At 61.9% G+C, this 13,095-nt stretch carries 12 protein-coding genes; 4 read left to right on the top strand and 8 right to left on the bottom strand.

Annotated features, from left to right (window positions below):
• The 8 genes from ACQKPE_RS07285 to antA form a co-directional block, all read right to left on the bottom strand.
• Entirely contained in the window at positions 1-687 is a 687-nt protein-coding gene (locus ACQKPE_RS07285) for an ABC transporter ATP-binding protein (RefSeq protein WP_427664505.1), read from the bottom strand.
• Positions 680-1,429: an ABC transporter ATP-binding protein gene (locus tag ACQKPE_RS07280; RefSeq protein WP_427664503.1), complete on the bottom strand. Its 750-nt coding sequence runs from the start codon at positions 1,427-1,429 to the stop codon at positions 680-682. The genes ACQKPE_RS07285 and ACQKPE_RS07280 overlap by 8 nt, the downstream gene beginning before the upstream one ends.
• The gene (locus ACQKPE_RS07275) at positions 1,426-2,442 is read right to left on the bottom strand and encodes a branched-chain amino acid ABC transporter permease (RefSeq protein ID WP_427664501.1); all 1,017 of its coding nucleotides are present in this window, start codon (positions 2,440-2,442) and stop codon (positions 1,426-1,428) included. The genes ACQKPE_RS07280 and ACQKPE_RS07275 overlap by 4 nt, the downstream gene beginning before the upstream one ends.
• Before the next feature lie 10 nt (positions 2,443-2,452).
• On the bottom strand, positions 2,453-3,364 hold the full coding sequence (locus ACQKPE_RS07270; RefSeq protein WP_427664499.1) for a branched-chain amino acid ABC transporter permease: 912 nt from the start codon (positions 3,362-3,364) through the stop codon (positions 2,453-2,455).
• A 61-nt stretch (positions 3,365-3,425) separates the two neighbouring features.
• Positions 3,426-4,586 (bottom strand): ABC transporter substrate-binding protein, encoded by a 1,161-nt coding sequence (locus ACQKPE_RS07265; RefSeq protein WP_427664497.1) that lies wholly within the window; start codon positions 4,584-4,586, stop codon positions 3,426-3,428.
• A gap of 75 nt (positions 4,587-4,661) precedes the next feature.
• Positions 4,662-5,684: an anthranilate 1,2-dioxygenase electron transfer component AntC gene (gene antC, locus ACQKPE_RS07260; RefSeq protein ID WP_427664495.1), complete on the bottom strand. Its 1,023-nt coding sequence runs from the start codon at positions 5,682-5,684 to the stop codon at positions 4,662-4,664.
• A gap of 19 nt (positions 5,685-5,703) precedes the next feature.
• Positions 5,704-6,195, bottom strand: coding sequence for an anthranilate 1,2-dioxygenase small subunit (antB, locus tag ACQKPE_RS07255; RefSeq protein ID WP_427664493.1), 492 nt, complete (start codon positions 6,193-6,195; stop codon positions 5,704-5,706).
• A 2-nt stretch (positions 6,196-6,197) separates the two neighbouring features.
• Positions 6,198-7,604 (bottom strand): anthranilate 1,2-dioxygenase large subunit, encoded by a 1,407-nt coding sequence (antA, locus tag ACQKPE_RS07250; RefSeq protein ID WP_427664492.1) that lies wholly within the window; start codon positions 7,602-7,604, stop codon positions 6,198-6,200.
• A gap of 345 nt (positions 7,605-7,949) precedes the next feature.
• Here antA and ACQKPE_RS07245 point away from each other — a divergent pair, with 345 nt between their 5' ends.
• The 4 genes from ACQKPE_RS07245 (at position 7,950) to ACQKPE_RS07230 (ending at position 12,654) form a co-directional block, all read left to right on the top strand.
• Positions 7,950-9,200, top strand: coding sequence for an OprD family porin (locus ACQKPE_RS07245; protein WP_427664490.1), 1,251 nt, complete (start codon positions 7,950-7,952; stop codon positions 9,198-9,200).
• Positions 9,201-9,440: 240 nt separating this feature from the next.
• Entirely contained in the window at positions 9,441-10,454 is a 1,014-nt protein-coding gene (locus ACQKPE_RS07240) for an AraC family transcriptional regulator (protein WP_427664488.1), read from the top strand.
• A gap of 1 nt (position 10,455) precedes the next feature.
• Positions 10,456-11,430 (top strand): AraC family transcriptional regulator, encoded by a 975-nt coding sequence (locus ACQKPE_RS07235; RefSeq protein ID WP_427664486.1) that lies wholly within the window; start codon positions 10,456-10,458, stop codon positions 11,428-11,430.
• Positions 11,431-11,655: 225 nt separating this feature from the next.
• The gene (locus tag ACQKPE_RS07230) at positions 11,656-12,654 is read left to right on the top strand and encodes an Abi family protein (RefSeq protein WP_427664484.1); all 999 of its coding nucleotides are present in this window, start codon (positions 11,656-11,658) and stop codon (positions 12,652-12,654) included.
• Positions 12,655-13,095: the final 441 nt, after the last annotated feature.

Below are 13,095 nucleotides of genomic sequence, written 5' to 3'. Positions count from 1 at the left end.
TCACACGCCCAGGTAGCGCTGCGACAGCTCAGGCTGCGCCGCCAGCTCACCCGGCGTGCCCTGCCACACCTGGCGGCCCTTCTCGATGATGTGGTGACGGTCCACCACCCGCGCCATTTCCTTGAGGTTCTTGTCGATTACCAGGATCGTCTCGCCCTCGGACTTGAGCGTGGCCAGGCAATGCCAGATCTGCTCGCGAATGATCGGCGCCAGCCCTTCGGTGGCTTCATCGAGAATCAGCAGGTTAGGGTTGGTCAGCAGCGCGCGGCCCACCACCAGCATCTGCTGCTCACCGCCCGAGAGCGTGCGCGACAGCTGGTCCTGGCGTTCCTGCAAACGCGGGAACAGCTCGTACACCCGCGCCAAGTCCCACTTGCCCTTGCTGGCGGTGGCCAGCAGGTTCTCGCGCACACTCAAGCTACTGAACGCCCGCCGCCCCTCGGGCACCAGGCCCAGACCCGCCTTGGCGATGCGATAAGGCGCGGCGCCACGCATCTCGTTGCCGTGGATACGAATGCTGCCGGCACTGGGCTTGATCAGCCCCATGATCGACTTGACCGTGGTGGTCTTGCCCATGCCGTTGCGCCCGATCAGCGAGACCACCTGGCCCTGCTCGATGCTCAGGTGCATGTCGAACAGCACCTGGCTCAACCCGTAGCCCGCTACCAGCCCTTGCACTTCAAGCATGTTCTTCTCCCAGATAGGCGGCCCGCACCTGCGGGTCGTTGCGCACCTGCTCGACGGTACCGGTGAGCACAGTCTGGCCATAGACCAGCACGGTGATGCGGTCGGCCAGGGCGAACACCGCGTCCATGTCGTGCTCCACCAGCAGGATCGAGTAGCGGCCCTTGAGGCTGTGCAGCAGTTCGGTCATACGCGCCGACTCCTCGGCGCCCATGCCGGCCATCGGCTCGTCGAGCAGCAGCACCGAGGCTTCCTGGGCCAAGGCCAGGGCGATTTCCAGCTGGCGCCGTTCGCCGTGGGACAGCTCGCTGACCGGGTCGTTGGCCCGCGCCTGCAAACCGACCTGCTCCAGGTAGTGCAGCGCAGGTTCCAGCAGACGCTTGTCGCTGGCCAGCGGCTGCCACATGCCAAAGGCCTTGCCCTCACGAGCAGCGATCGCCAGGCCGACGTTCTCCAGCAAGGTGAACTCGGTGTACAGCTGGCTCACCTGGAAGGCCCGGGCCAATCCCAGGCGCGGGCGGTCCCAAGCCGGCACCTGGGTGATGTCGCGGCCCTGCAGGTGAATTTCGCCTTCGTCCGGGAAAATTTCGCCGGCAATCTGCGCAATCAGCGTGGACTTGCCCGCCCCGTTGGGGCCGATGATCGCGTGCAGCTCGCCGCTGGCCAGCTCCAGGCAAGCGTCGTTGGTGGCCTTCACCGCGCCGAAGGCCTTGTACAGGTGGCGAATCGAAAGTTGTGCGCTCATGTGCGAGCCTCCACGCGTTTGGCAACCGGCTCAGGCGTTGCCTTGCGCTTGCGTTGCAACAGGCTCAGCAGCAGGCCGTAGACGCCCTTCTTGCCGAACAGCACCACCAGCAACAGCAGTGGGCCGAAGATCAGCATCCAGTGCTCGGTCCATTGGCTGAGCACCTGTTCCAGGCCCAGGTAGGTAGCCGCGCCCAGCAGGGGGCCGAGCAAGGTGCCGACACCGCCGAGAATCACCATCGCCATCAACTCGCCAGACTTCTGCCAGGCGCCCATGTCGGGGCTGACGAACAGCGCGTAGTTGGCCCACAGAATGCCCGCCAGGCCACCGCCGGTGCCGGCGATCACGAAGGCCGTGAGGCGATAGCGCAAAGGCTTGAGGCCCAGGCTGATGGTGCGCCGCTCGCTCTGCTTGAGGCCGCGTAGCACGAAGCCGAAGCGCGAATTCACCAAACGTCGGCACAGCAGCAACCAGCCAAGCAACAGCGCACTGCACAGGTAGTAGAAGTGGTTGGCGTCGCCCAGGTCGAGGGCGCCGATGGTGTTGCGCTCGTTGAGCAGGATGCCGTCGTCGCCGCCATACAACGACAGCGAGCTGAGCACGAAGTACAGCATCTGCCCGAAGGCCAGGGTGATCATGATGAACTGCACGCCCGTGGTACGCAGCGACAGGTAGCCCACCACTAGCGAGAACAGCGCGCAGATCAACAGCGCCAATGGCCACACCACCAGCGCACTGTTGCTGCCATCCCAGCCCCATAGCGGCATGCCTTGGGAAGTATGGAAGGCGACGACGCCGACGATATAGCCACCCAGGCCGAAGAACGCGGCGTGGCCGAAGCTCACCATGGCGCCATAGCCGATCAGCAGATCGAGGCTGACGGCGGCCATGCCGTAGATCGCCAGGCGGGTGAAGAAACTGACCAGGTAAGGCTCGTTCAGCCAGCTGGCCAACAGCGGCACCAGGGCGAACACGGCCAGGCAGACCAGGTCGATGACAAGACGTGGTGACATGGTTTTCTCCTCAGGCACGGGCCGGCAGCAGGCCGCGTGGGCGCAACAGCAGCACCACGGCCATGACGATGTAGGCGCTGGCGGAAATCAGCCCGGCACTGACCGTGCCGCTGCTTTCGGCGGGCAACAGCTGATCGAGCAGTGGCGGTATGTAGGCGCGGCCCAGGCTATCGACCATGCCGATCAGCAAGGCGCCAACCAGCGCACCACGTACCGAACCCACGCCGCCGACCACGATGACCACGAAGGTGGTGATCAGAATCTTCTCGCCCATGCCGATTTCCACCGACAGCAGCGGCGCCGCCATGAACCCGGCAAGCCCGCACAGCACGCAGCCGAACACGAACACCAAGGTATACAGACGCGAGATGTTCACCCCCAGCGCGCCGACCATCTCGTGGTCGTCGGCCCCGGCGCGAATCAGCATGCCCAGGCGGGTGTAGTTGATCAGCCACCACATGCCGACGGCCACCACGATACCGGCGGCGATGAACAGCAGGCGGCTGACCGGATACATCAAGCCCGGCAGCACCTGCACGAAGCTCGAATACCACTCAGGCGTAGGCATGGCCGGTGGGCTGCGGCCGAACAGCACGGTCAGCAGCTCGTTGGTGAAGAACACCACAGCCAGGGTCGCCAGCACCTGGTCGAGGTGGTCGCGCTGGTACAGCCTGCGCATGATCGAGGTTTCGATCAGCGCGCCGTAGCAGGCGGCGCCCAGCAGGGCCGCGAGCCCGCCGAGCCAGAACGAGCCGGTGCTCATGGCGGTGTAGGCGGCGCAGAAGGCGCCGACCATGTAGAAGGCGCCATGGGCCAGGTTGATGACCCCCATGATGCCGAAGATCAGGGTCAGCCCCGAAGCCAGCAGGAACAGCAAGGCGCTGTACTGCAAGCCGTTGAGAATCTGTTCGAGCAATAGCATTTGGCGTTCCTCATGCAAACGCCCCGCAGCAGGCTACGGGGCGGCCAGCTTCAGCAGCGGTTTACAGCTTGCACTGCGCCGCGTAGCTGTCCACGTGGTGAGTGGCCAGGGTCTTGATCGGCACCTGCACCAGCTTGCCGCTGGCGTCGGCCTGCACTTGCAGCAGGTACCAGTCGATCACCGGGTGCTGGTTCTGGGCGAAGCTGAAGTCACCGCGAATGGAGTCGAACTTGACCTGCTTCATGGCAGTGCGGAACGCCTGGGTGTCCTTCAGGTCGCCCTGGGTGGTCTTCAGCGCCGCGCCGATCAGGCGGGCGGTGTCGTAGGTCTGGGCGGCATACACCGTGGGGGCGCGGTTGTACTTCTCGGTGAACGCCTTGACGAAGGCCTGGTTGGCCGGGTTGGTCGACTGCGGGTTCCACAGGGTGACGATGTTGGTACCCTTGGCCACCTCACCCGTGGCCGCCAGCATGCGCTCGTCCATCGAGAACACCGGCACCACCATCGGGATCTTCGCCGACAGGCCAGAGCTGCCGTACTGCTTGGCGAAGTTGATGCCGCCACCGCCTGGGTGGAACTGGAAGATCGCATCGGGGGCCAGCGAGCGGATACGCGCCAGTTCCACCGAGAAGTCCAGCTGGTTGAGCTTGGTGTAGATCTCGGTCACTTCGCCCTTGAAGGTGCGCTTGAAGCCCGCCAAGGCATCGCGGCCGCCTTGGTAGTTGGGCGCCAGGATGACCATTTTCTTGTAGCCCAGCTCGTTGGCCGCGACGCCCGCCATCTCGTGGATGGTGTCGTTCTGGTAGGAGCCGACGAAGTAGTTGGCCATGCACTTTTCACCGGCCAGGGTCGACGGCGCGGTGTTGATGCTGACGTAGAAGCCGTCCTTGGTCGCGGTATTGATCACCGCCGCCAGCACGTTGGAGAAGATCACCCCGGTGTACAACGAAATGCCATCCAGGCTCATGCGGTCGGCGATCTGCTTGGCCTTGGCCGGTTGCAGCGCGTCGTCCTCGACGATCAGTTGCACGGGTACGCCACCGAGCTTGCCACCTTCCTGGTCGATCGCCAGCTGGAAGCCGTCGCGCGAATCCTCGCCCAAATAACCGGCTGGGGTGGACAAGGTGGTGATGAAGCCGATCCGGACAGGTTCCACAGCCTGTGCGGCGGTAACCGCACAGAGCGAAGTTGCCAGACATGCACGCAATATCAGGTTTTTCATGATGCGGCCTTTGCTGTTATTCGAAGAGGGCAGCGTTTCAATGCTCGGGCGGGCCGAGGTGTTGTTGTTATAGGTTCAGCTATTGCTTTCGGTGAACTTCTCCAGGTACAGGCGGCTATGGTCCAGGCCATGCTCGCTGCGCCAGGTCTTGATCGACTCGACCATCGGCGGCGGGCCGCACAGGTACACATCGAAGGGCTGGTCGCGCAGTGCCGCCACGTCCAGATGCTCGGCAATATAGCCCGCCTTGCCTGGCCAGTCGCCATCGGGTTCGCTGACTACCGGGGTGAAGGTGAAACCGGGAATGCGCTGGGCATAGGCTTCAATACGCGCCAGCTCGCACAGGTCGGCGGCGTTACGCACGCCGTAGTACAGGTGCACCGGGTGGCCGCAGCCGCCCTGCTCGGCGATCTGGTCGAGCATGCCGAGGAAGGCCGACAGCCCGGTGCCGCCCGCGACCATCAACAGCGGGCGGTCGACGTGACGCAGGTAGAACGCGCCCAGCGGCGCTTCCATGTCGATCAAATCGCCTACCTGGCAGCGTTCGCGTACGTAGTCGCTCATCACGCCGCTGGGCAGCAGGCGAATCAGGAACTGCAACTGGCTGCTGCCCGGTGCGCAGGCGAACGAGTACGAGCGACGGTGCTCGGTGCCCGGCACCTTAAGGCGAGCGTACTGGCCGGGCAGGTAGTCCAGCGCGGCACCCGCGGCGCCGGTTTCCACATGCACGATGGCGGTGGTCGGCGATACCTGCTGCACCTGGCTTACAGTGCCTTGCAGGCTGGCCGGGCCAGTGTTGGCGCACAGCGTGGAGTCGAAGTCGAAGTAGAACGCAGCATCCGATTGCACGCGGGTCTGGCAGGTCAGCACTTTGCGTTCGGCCAGGTCCTGGGCCGACAGCGCCTCGTCATCCACGTATTCCTGGGTGTACTGCCCAGACTCGCAGCGCCCCTGGCAGGTGGCACAGACGCCTTCGCGACAGTCCAGCGGGATCTTGATGCCGCTGCGCAACGCTGCGTCCAGCAGGATCTCGTTGCTCTGCACCTGGCAGAACAGCGTCTTGCCGTCGGCAAAACTGAAGGCGACTTTGTACGTCATAAGGCAGGTTCCGCAGGGATCAGAGGTGGTAGAAGTCGAGCACGGAGTTGATCTGGTCGTTGAGCAGCACCACGTGCTTGCGCGCGATCAGCCAGCTCTCGCCGTGCGGGCGCAGGCGGTAGGTAGCCAGCCCGAAGAACTGGTCGGCGGTCTGCATGCGGTAGAACAAGGTGTGCCAGTTCACCCGCACTTCCAATTCATCGCCGTCCAGTTGCGCGATGCGCACGTTGTTCAGCAGGTGCACGGTGCGCGGCATCGGGATGGTCGAGGCGGCCTTGCCGGTGCGAATGCGGAACACGCGGTCTTCCAGGCCGCCACGGTTGGCGTAGTAGATCAGCGACATGCCTTTCTTCGGGTCGGTGGTGTAGACGTGCTCCGAATCCCATTGCGGCAGGTGGAACTCGCTGTCCTCGCTGAACATCGCAAGGTAGGCGTCCCAGTCCTGGGCATCGCAGGCCTCGGCGTTGCGGTAGAGGAATTGCTCGACGCGGTATTGCAGTTGCGCATTCATGGTCACACTTCCTTGAGCTTGAGCAGCTGCTGCTCGTCGTTGGCCTTGCGGGCCAGGCCTTCGAGCAGGAAGCGCTGCCAGTTGGCGTGCTGGTTGACGTACAGGCCTTCGTGGGTGAATTCGGCGCCGGTCATGGCGGGGTGGATGCCGATGGTTTCGCTGTTGCGCGTGGCGCCTTCGATCCACTTGCCCTCGCCACGGGAGATGTCGCTCCAGCGCTCAAGGCGGGCCTGGAAGCCGCGCTGGGCTTCGCGGAACTCCACCAGGTCGTCTGGGGTGCCCATGCCGGAAACGTTGAAGAAGTCTTCGAACTGGCGAATGCGGTTTTCGCGGTCGGCGTCGGACTCGCCCACCACGCCCAGGCAGAAGCTGTTGATCTCGGTCTTGTTCCAGGCCACAGGGCGGATGATGCGCAGCTGCGAGCTGATCTGGTCGAGGAAGAACATGCTCGGGTAGATGTTCAGGTTGCGCAGGCGGTGCATCATCCACTCGGCCTTGCCCTGGCCGTGTTCTTCGACCAGGCGCGGCATGATGCTGGCGTAACCGGGGCGCACCGCCGGGTTGGGCATGTCGCTGAACAGCACGCTGTGGCCGTTGTGGAAGGCGAACCAGCCGTCGTCGGTTTCCTTGTCGCCGGCGCCGAGCTTGCTGTAGTCCAGGGTGTCGCTGGAGGCCAGGCCTTTCTCGGCGTTGACCTGCTGGCGGTGCTGCACGGTGGCCACGTAGTTGTAGTGCACGGTGCTGACGTGGTAACCGTCCAGGCCGTTTTCGTTCTGCAACTTCCAGTTGCCGTCGTAGGTGTAGGAACTCTTGCCGGGCAGTACTTCGAGCTGGCCGGTGGGCGACTGCGCCACCATCATGTCGAAGAACACCTTGGCGTCACCCAGGAAGTCTTCCAGGGTGTCGCTGCCAGCCACATCGAGGCTTACGAACACGAAGCCCTTGTAGCTCTCAATGCGGGCCTTCTTCAGGCCACGAGTGGCCTTGTCGAAGCCTTCGGGATATTCGCCCGGCGCTTTTACCTTCACCAGGCGCCCGTCGCTCTTGTAGCACCAGGCGTGGAACGGGCAGGTGAAGGTGGACTGGTTGCCTTTGCCGACCCGGGTCAGGGTAGTGCCGCGGTGCTGGCAGGCGTTGATCAGCGCGTTGAGCTTGCCTTCGCCATCACGGGTGATGATCAGCGGCTGGCGCCCGGCGCGCATGGTCATGAAGTCGTGGTTGTTGGCGATCTCGCTTTCGTGGCAGGCGTAGATCCAGTTCTTCTCGAAAATCAGCTCCATTTCCAGGTCGAACAGGGCAGGCTCGGTGAACATGTCACGGGCGATGCGGTAGACGCCATCGGCCGGGCGAAAGTCCAGGCAACTTTCAATGAAGTGTTTCCACTGTTCGACGCTTCTCGCTTGATGCATGGGGGTAGTCCTCGGCCATCGGGCTCATTCATGCATCCATTAAATGAGTTGCCGTCGCGCAGGGTCTATCCGCTTAGTGGGTGAATACCATCCAGAAAATCGGCGGCATTTTTCCGAATATTTTCCAACCCCGCGCAAACCGGGATATCCCCCGATTCCGGTGCTGAGCAAATGGCTATTTGTCCTTAAGTAACGGGATAGCCGCTGGCGCAGGCATACCGCTTAATTCCCCCAGACACCGACAGAGTGTTCGTTGCATTGGTGACACGACTGCCCTCTTGCATAGCGGCATCAAAGCCGTCCAATTAAAAATGCCGCGCTGCACGCGGCCTGGGGAAGAACGATATGTTGCAAAGAACGTGGTGGGTCCGGGGCGTATTGACTGCGGGTGTATGTGCGCCATTGTTGGCGCAAGCCGACATCGTCGACGACAGCAGCCTGGCGCTGGGCATGCGCAACTTCTACATCGACCGCGACTTCAAGAATGACAACCCGGCGCGCTCGCGGGTGGGCAGCTGGACCCAGGGCTTCGACCTGCGCTTCGCCTCGGGCTACACCGAGGGCCCGCTACAGTTCGGCGTGGACGCCAATGTGCAATACGCCCTGCGCCTGGATGGCGGCGGCGGGCGCGGTGACGACACGATCATCCCCTACAGCGTCAGCAGCCAGAGCCAGCCACACGACTACGGGCGTGGCGGGCTGACCTTCAAGATGCGCTACTCCAAGACCGAGCTGAAAGTGGGCGAGCTGCGGCCGATCCTGCCGGTGGTGGTGATCGACGACTCGCGTCAGCTGATCACCACTTACCGCGGCGGCCTGCTGGAGTCCAAGGAAATCGACGGCCTCACCCTGCACGCCGGGCGGCTCACCGAGTTCGGCGCACGTAACTCGAGCAACTACGAAAAGATGTACCTGCAAACCGGCTCCGGCGTGGTGCGCGGTAGTGATGCCTTGAACCTGGCTGGCGGCAGCTATGCGTTCAACAAGGCCTTCACCGGCAGCTACTACTACGCGCAGCTGGAAGATATCTACAAACAGCATTACCTGGGCCTGACCCACCTGGCGGACCTCGGCGGCGGCTACGGGCTGAAGACCGACCTGCGCTACTTCAACAACAACGAGGACGGCGATGCGCTGTATGGCGAGATCGACAACCAGTCCTACGGCCTCATGACCATCCTGCGCAAAGGCTCGCATGGCTTTGGCGTGGGCTACCAGCGCATGCTCGGCGACAGCAACTTCCCCACCCTGGGCGGCTATGTGCCGCAGCCGTTCCTGGTGAACTGGTCGCGCGTGGCGTTCATCAAGCCCAACGAGAAATCCTGGCAGGCGCGTTACGACTACGACTTCGCCGGCATGGGCATTCCGGGCCTTAAATTCATGACCCGCTACCTGCACGGCACTTCGGTGAAACGCGCGGGCGACTTGAGCGAAGCGGCGGAAAGCGAGCGCAACCTGGTGCTTTCCTATGTGGTGCAAAGTGGCCCCTTGCAGGGCCTGGGTTTCGAGGCGGGTAATGTCGTGGCGAAGTTCAGCCACGGTAACGACTGGGTCGAGAATCGGCTTATTACCACCTACACCTGGAAATTTTGGTAACGGTCTGCCCTGAAATAGAACGCCACCCTGCGCCCAATTGAATCGGCCCAGGGTGGCTTATTGGATCCAGACATATTCGGTATTAGATATAAACCTGTTGGATATCCAGTTAGTCCGTCATTGCTAGCCAAAAATTCTGGATATGCCTGACCGGTACGATGTCGGGCATAGGCTTTGCTTACCTAACGTGCATAAACGCCGATAGAGCGTGTCGATATCCATAGCCGTGGGTGCACTGTCATGAACCAACCCAGCATTGTGCAAATAAAAGATATTCGAATAGATCGCTACGATCTCGCCGGTGCAAGGGACTGGATGGCCGGCATCTGTGGCCCACACGAGTTGCAGACACGCCAGCCGAACCGCATTCATTTCCACCACAGCGCCAATGTCTTCAAATCCATGTCCACCACCCTGGGGCGCATGGAATATGGAACCGACGTGACCATCGGCGTGGAAGATGCCGAACACCTCAATTGCTACAGCCTCAGCCTGCCGATCCGTGGCGAGCAGGAGCTGCTCAAGAACGGCAAGCGCCTGAATTCCGACCGCGACCAAGGGCTGATCGTCACCCCCTACGAAACCCAGACCCTGAGCATGACCGGCGACTGCCAGAAGGTCTCGGTGGTGATTACCCGCATGGCCATGCGCCAAACCCTCGAATCGATGCTGCAGCGCCCCCTGGACATGCCGCTGGTGTTCGAACCGCTCATGGATGCGGTGGACGGCGCCTCGGCTTCCTGGTGGCGCATGGCGCGCTACTACGTGGATGAACTGGAGCGCGGCCATGGCCTGTTCGAGCACGTGTCGTTCACCCGCGACGTGGAAACCGCGCTGATCAAGGGCCTGATTCTCTCGCAGCCAAACAACTACAGCGCCGAGCTGCGCGAGCAGATGGGCAGCAAGCTGCCGTACTACCTGGTGCGCGCCAAGAACTACATCGAGGCCAATGCCCGCGAGGAAATGCACCTGGAAGACATCGAGCACGCGGCGGGTGTCTCGCGCTTCAAGCTGTTCGAAGGTTTTCGCAAGCACTTCGGCCTCTCGCCCATGGCCTACCTGAAGAAGTACCGGCTCGGCGCCGTGCGCCAGGAAATTCTCGAAGACGCCTCGGTGCGCAATATTTCGGTGATCGCCATGGGCTGGGGCTTCTCGCACCTGGGGCGCTTCGCCAGCGAGTACCGCAAGCTGTTCGACGAGGCCCCCAGCGCCACCTTGCAGCGCAACGAAGCCCGCCGCAACCGGACGCTGTGAGATGGGCAGCCTGCACAGCACGAGCGCCAACCGCCTCGGCCTGGACCTGTCTGCGCTGATCAGCCAGCCGGGGTTCAACAGCTGCTCGTCCCAGGCCGTGCAGCAGCGCCTGGGCGAAGCGTTGGTGGCCCATGAGCTGGAATGGCCTGACGGGCGAGTGGACGTGACCTTGCACCGTGGCCAGGTCGCCAGTTGCGAGTTGTATGCGCTGCGCTACGGCGGCCAGGTAGAGATTCGCCCGCAGCCCTTCGAAGATTTCGTGCTGGTGCAAATGCCGTTGCACGGCAACGCCACCTTGCAGTGCGATGGCATCAGCCACTGCGTCAGCCCCGGCGATGCGGCCGTGCTGGCGCCTCGCGAGAGTGCGCGGGTGCTGTGGGAAGCTGGTTGCGAGCAGCTGATCCTCAAGCTGCCCCGGTCCTTGATCGAGAGCAGCCAGGCGCAGATGCAGCAGAACGTGGGGTTACCGGCCTTGAGCCGCCTGCAACGGCCACTGGCGGTGCGCTGGCTACGCCTGGTCAGCGAATTGCTCGAGCACTTGCCCCAAGGCATGCAAGCGCAGCCGCTCTCGCCCTGGCTTCAGCACCTGGAACAGAGCTTGCCGCTGTTCCTACTCAGCCATTGCTCGACCGAACCACAGGCCTGCAACGACCTGCGCCAGCCGCCACGTCACCTCGAGCGCATAGAAGCCTGCATGCGCGCCAACCTGAACCAGAGCATCAGCCTGCCGCAACTGGCCAGCGAGGCGGGGGTGAGCATCCGCAGCCTCAACACCCTGTGCCAGCGCGAATACGCACAAAGCCCGATGGACCGCCTGCGCAGCCTGCGCCTGGAGGCGGCGCGGGACTATTTGCTGGGCAACCCCAGTGCCAGTGTCACGGAGGTGGCGTTGGAGTATGGCTTTGCCCACACCGGACGATTCTCGGCCTACTACCGGCAGCGTTTCGGCGAATTGCCGCGGCAGACGCGCGGTTAGCGCGACACACCGCTGAGGCAGCTCCGCAGCCCCAATACAACCAGTAATCCAAGGCTTTTCATCTTGTGTCTGATGACACAATCCCGAATACAAGAAACACTGAAGAAATCTTGCAAAACCACTAGGCAATGCCTAACCTTGCGCCCAACACACCCGCCATGCCTATGGTTACCTCGGTAGCTACGCACAAATTGAGCGGGTTTTTTTTGCCCGGCCGATTTCAGCATGAAGTGCTTCAGCAAACCCGCCATCGATACTGCCGAACAGATGAGCCTGCTTAAATCGCGTGGGCTGATCGTCAAAGATGAAGAAAAAGCGCGCTGCTTCCTGGAAGCGGTCAGTTTCTTTCGACTTACACCCTACATGCGCCCGTTTCAGGTACCTGAGGACATGGCACACGCCTTCGTTCCGGGAACAACCCTGCTGGAACTCACTCGTCTTTATGAGTTCGACAGGCGTCTGCGTCTGTTGGTAATAGATGCGATAGAACGTATCGAGGTTGCCGCTCGCGCTTCAGTAAGTAATCACATGGGGCCGACCTATGGCGCCCACTGGTATCTCGAGCGCACGATGTTTCAAACCGATTACCGTCATCAGGAGCTGCTCGACGGAATTCGCGCCAAACAATCAAAGGCCTGCCAAGACCATGCTCGAGAATGCCAGCGGATAGAGCGCTCCATGGCTCCCGCGCCGCGCAAGGCACTGCTCAAGGGTATGCGCGCCAAAGAAAGCTACGCCCGCCACTATACCTTGAGCTACAACTCGCCTGACCTGATGCCAGCGTGGGCCGCGATGGAGGAAATCACGCTGGGTGATCTCTCCCACCTTTTCAAAGGTCTTGCACGAGATGCAGACCGCAAGGCGATTGCTCGACGCCTCGGCTTGCCCGGGCCGTTGATGCAATCTTGGCTTCATACCTTGACCACTATCCGGAATATCTGCGCTCATCACGCACGCCTTTGGAACCGGGAGCTGGGCATTCGTCCAGAGCTCCCGAGAAATGTCACGTTCTCTTGGCCTCTCCACTTGCAACAGTCTGGGCCTCACGCACGCATGTTTACCGTGTTTTGCATGCTCAACCTATTAATGCGCCAAGTTAGCCCGCACACGAGCTGGGATAAACGTCTGCACGAGTTACTTGCCACTTTTCCAGAGATCCGCTTGGAGGCAATGGGTTTCCCACGTGATTGGCAACACGACCCGTTCTGGATGACGTCAGATTAATCGTCCTCCAAGCTGCAAAGACTAGGTTCTGTACGAAAAGAGGTGTCGCAAACAACGCATGGAACAAGCCAGCGAGACCATGGCGGCATAGCTTTTTCGTGAGTTTGTCATGGCCGAGACTTCGAAGGCATAGCCCCAGCCGTGGTTGGGCTAGCCCTGAAACACCCTATCTAGAGCCATCCTGCGCCCTATCAATAGCGTCGATGGTCACCATTAGCCTTATGAACTTCTCTATTAAGTTACTAAGAGTAGCATTGCCCTCGTACCCACTTTCCAGCGTCCCACGAGGAGCACCAAATAATGAAACGCCAACTGCTGCTGAGCCTGAGTCTGTCCATCCTGGCTGCCAATGCCTTCGCCCTGCCAGCCAACGATCAACAAGCACGCTCCAGCGCTACGGCGATCTCCCAGTCGCTGAACACGTTGGCCGAAGGTGGTTCG

It is taken from the genome of Pseudomonas sp. NPDC089554 (assembly GCF_050280645.1).
Lineage (GTDB): Bacteria > Pseudomonadota > Gammaproteobacteria > Pseudomonadales > Pseudomonadaceae > Aquipseudomonas.
Note: the sequence above shows the minus strand (reverse complement) of the source record. Positions and strands in the feature narration are given on the sequence as shown.

What these genes read in the sequence shown, in the direction of transcription:
- antB (WP_427664493.1), bottom strand. Translation starts at nt 6,195, where the DNA reads ATGAATGCGCAACTGCAATACCGCGTCGAGCAATTCCTCTACCGCAAC.
- ACQKPE_RS07270 (WP_427664499.1), bottom strand. Translation starts at nt 3,364, where the DNA reads ATGCTATTGCTCGAACAGATTCTCAACGGCTTGCAGTACAGCGCCTTG.
- ACQKPE_RS07265 (WP_427664497.1), bottom strand. Translation starts at nt 4,586, where the DNA reads ATGAAAAACCTGATATTGCGTGCATGTCTGGCAACTTCGCTCTGTGCG.
- ACQKPE_RS07245 (WP_427664490.1), top strand. Translation starts at nt 7,950, where the DNA reads ATGTTGCAAAGAACGTGGTGGGTCCGGGGCGTATTGACTGCGGGTGTA.
- ACQKPE_RS07230 (WP_427664484.1), top strand. Translation starts at nt 11,656, where the DNA reads ATGAAGTGCTTCAGCAAACCCGCCATCGATACTGCCGAACAGATGAGC.
- ACQKPE_RS07280 (WP_427664503.1), bottom strand. Translation starts at nt 1,429, where the DNA reads ATGAGCGCACAACTTTCGATTCGCCACCTGTACAAGGCCTTCGGCGCG.
- antC (WP_427664495.1), bottom strand. Translation starts at nt 5,684, where the DNA reads ATGACGTACAAAGTCGCCTTCAGTTTTGCCGACGGCAAGACGCTGTTC.
- ACQKPE_RS07285 (WP_427664505.1), bottom strand. Translation starts at nt 687, where the DNA reads ATGCTTGAAGTGCAAGGGCTGGTAGCGGGCTACGGGTTGAGCCAGGTG.
- ACQKPE_RS07240 (WP_427664488.1), top strand. Translation starts at nt 9,441, where the DNA reads ATGAACCAACCCAGCATTGTGCAAATAAAAGATATTCGAATAGATCGC.
- ACQKPE_RS07235 (WP_427664486.1), top strand. Translation starts at nt 10,456, where the DNA reads ATGGGCAGCCTGCACAGCACGAGCGCCAACCGCCTCGGCCTGGACCTG.
- antA (WP_427664492.1), bottom strand. Translation starts at nt 7,604, where the DNA reads ATGCATCAAGCGAGAAGCGTCGAACAGTGGAAACACTTCATTGAAAGT.
- ACQKPE_RS07275 (WP_427664501.1), bottom strand. Translation starts at nt 2,442, where the DNA reads ATGTCACCACGTCTTGTCATCGACCTGGTCTGCCTGGCCGTGTTCGCC.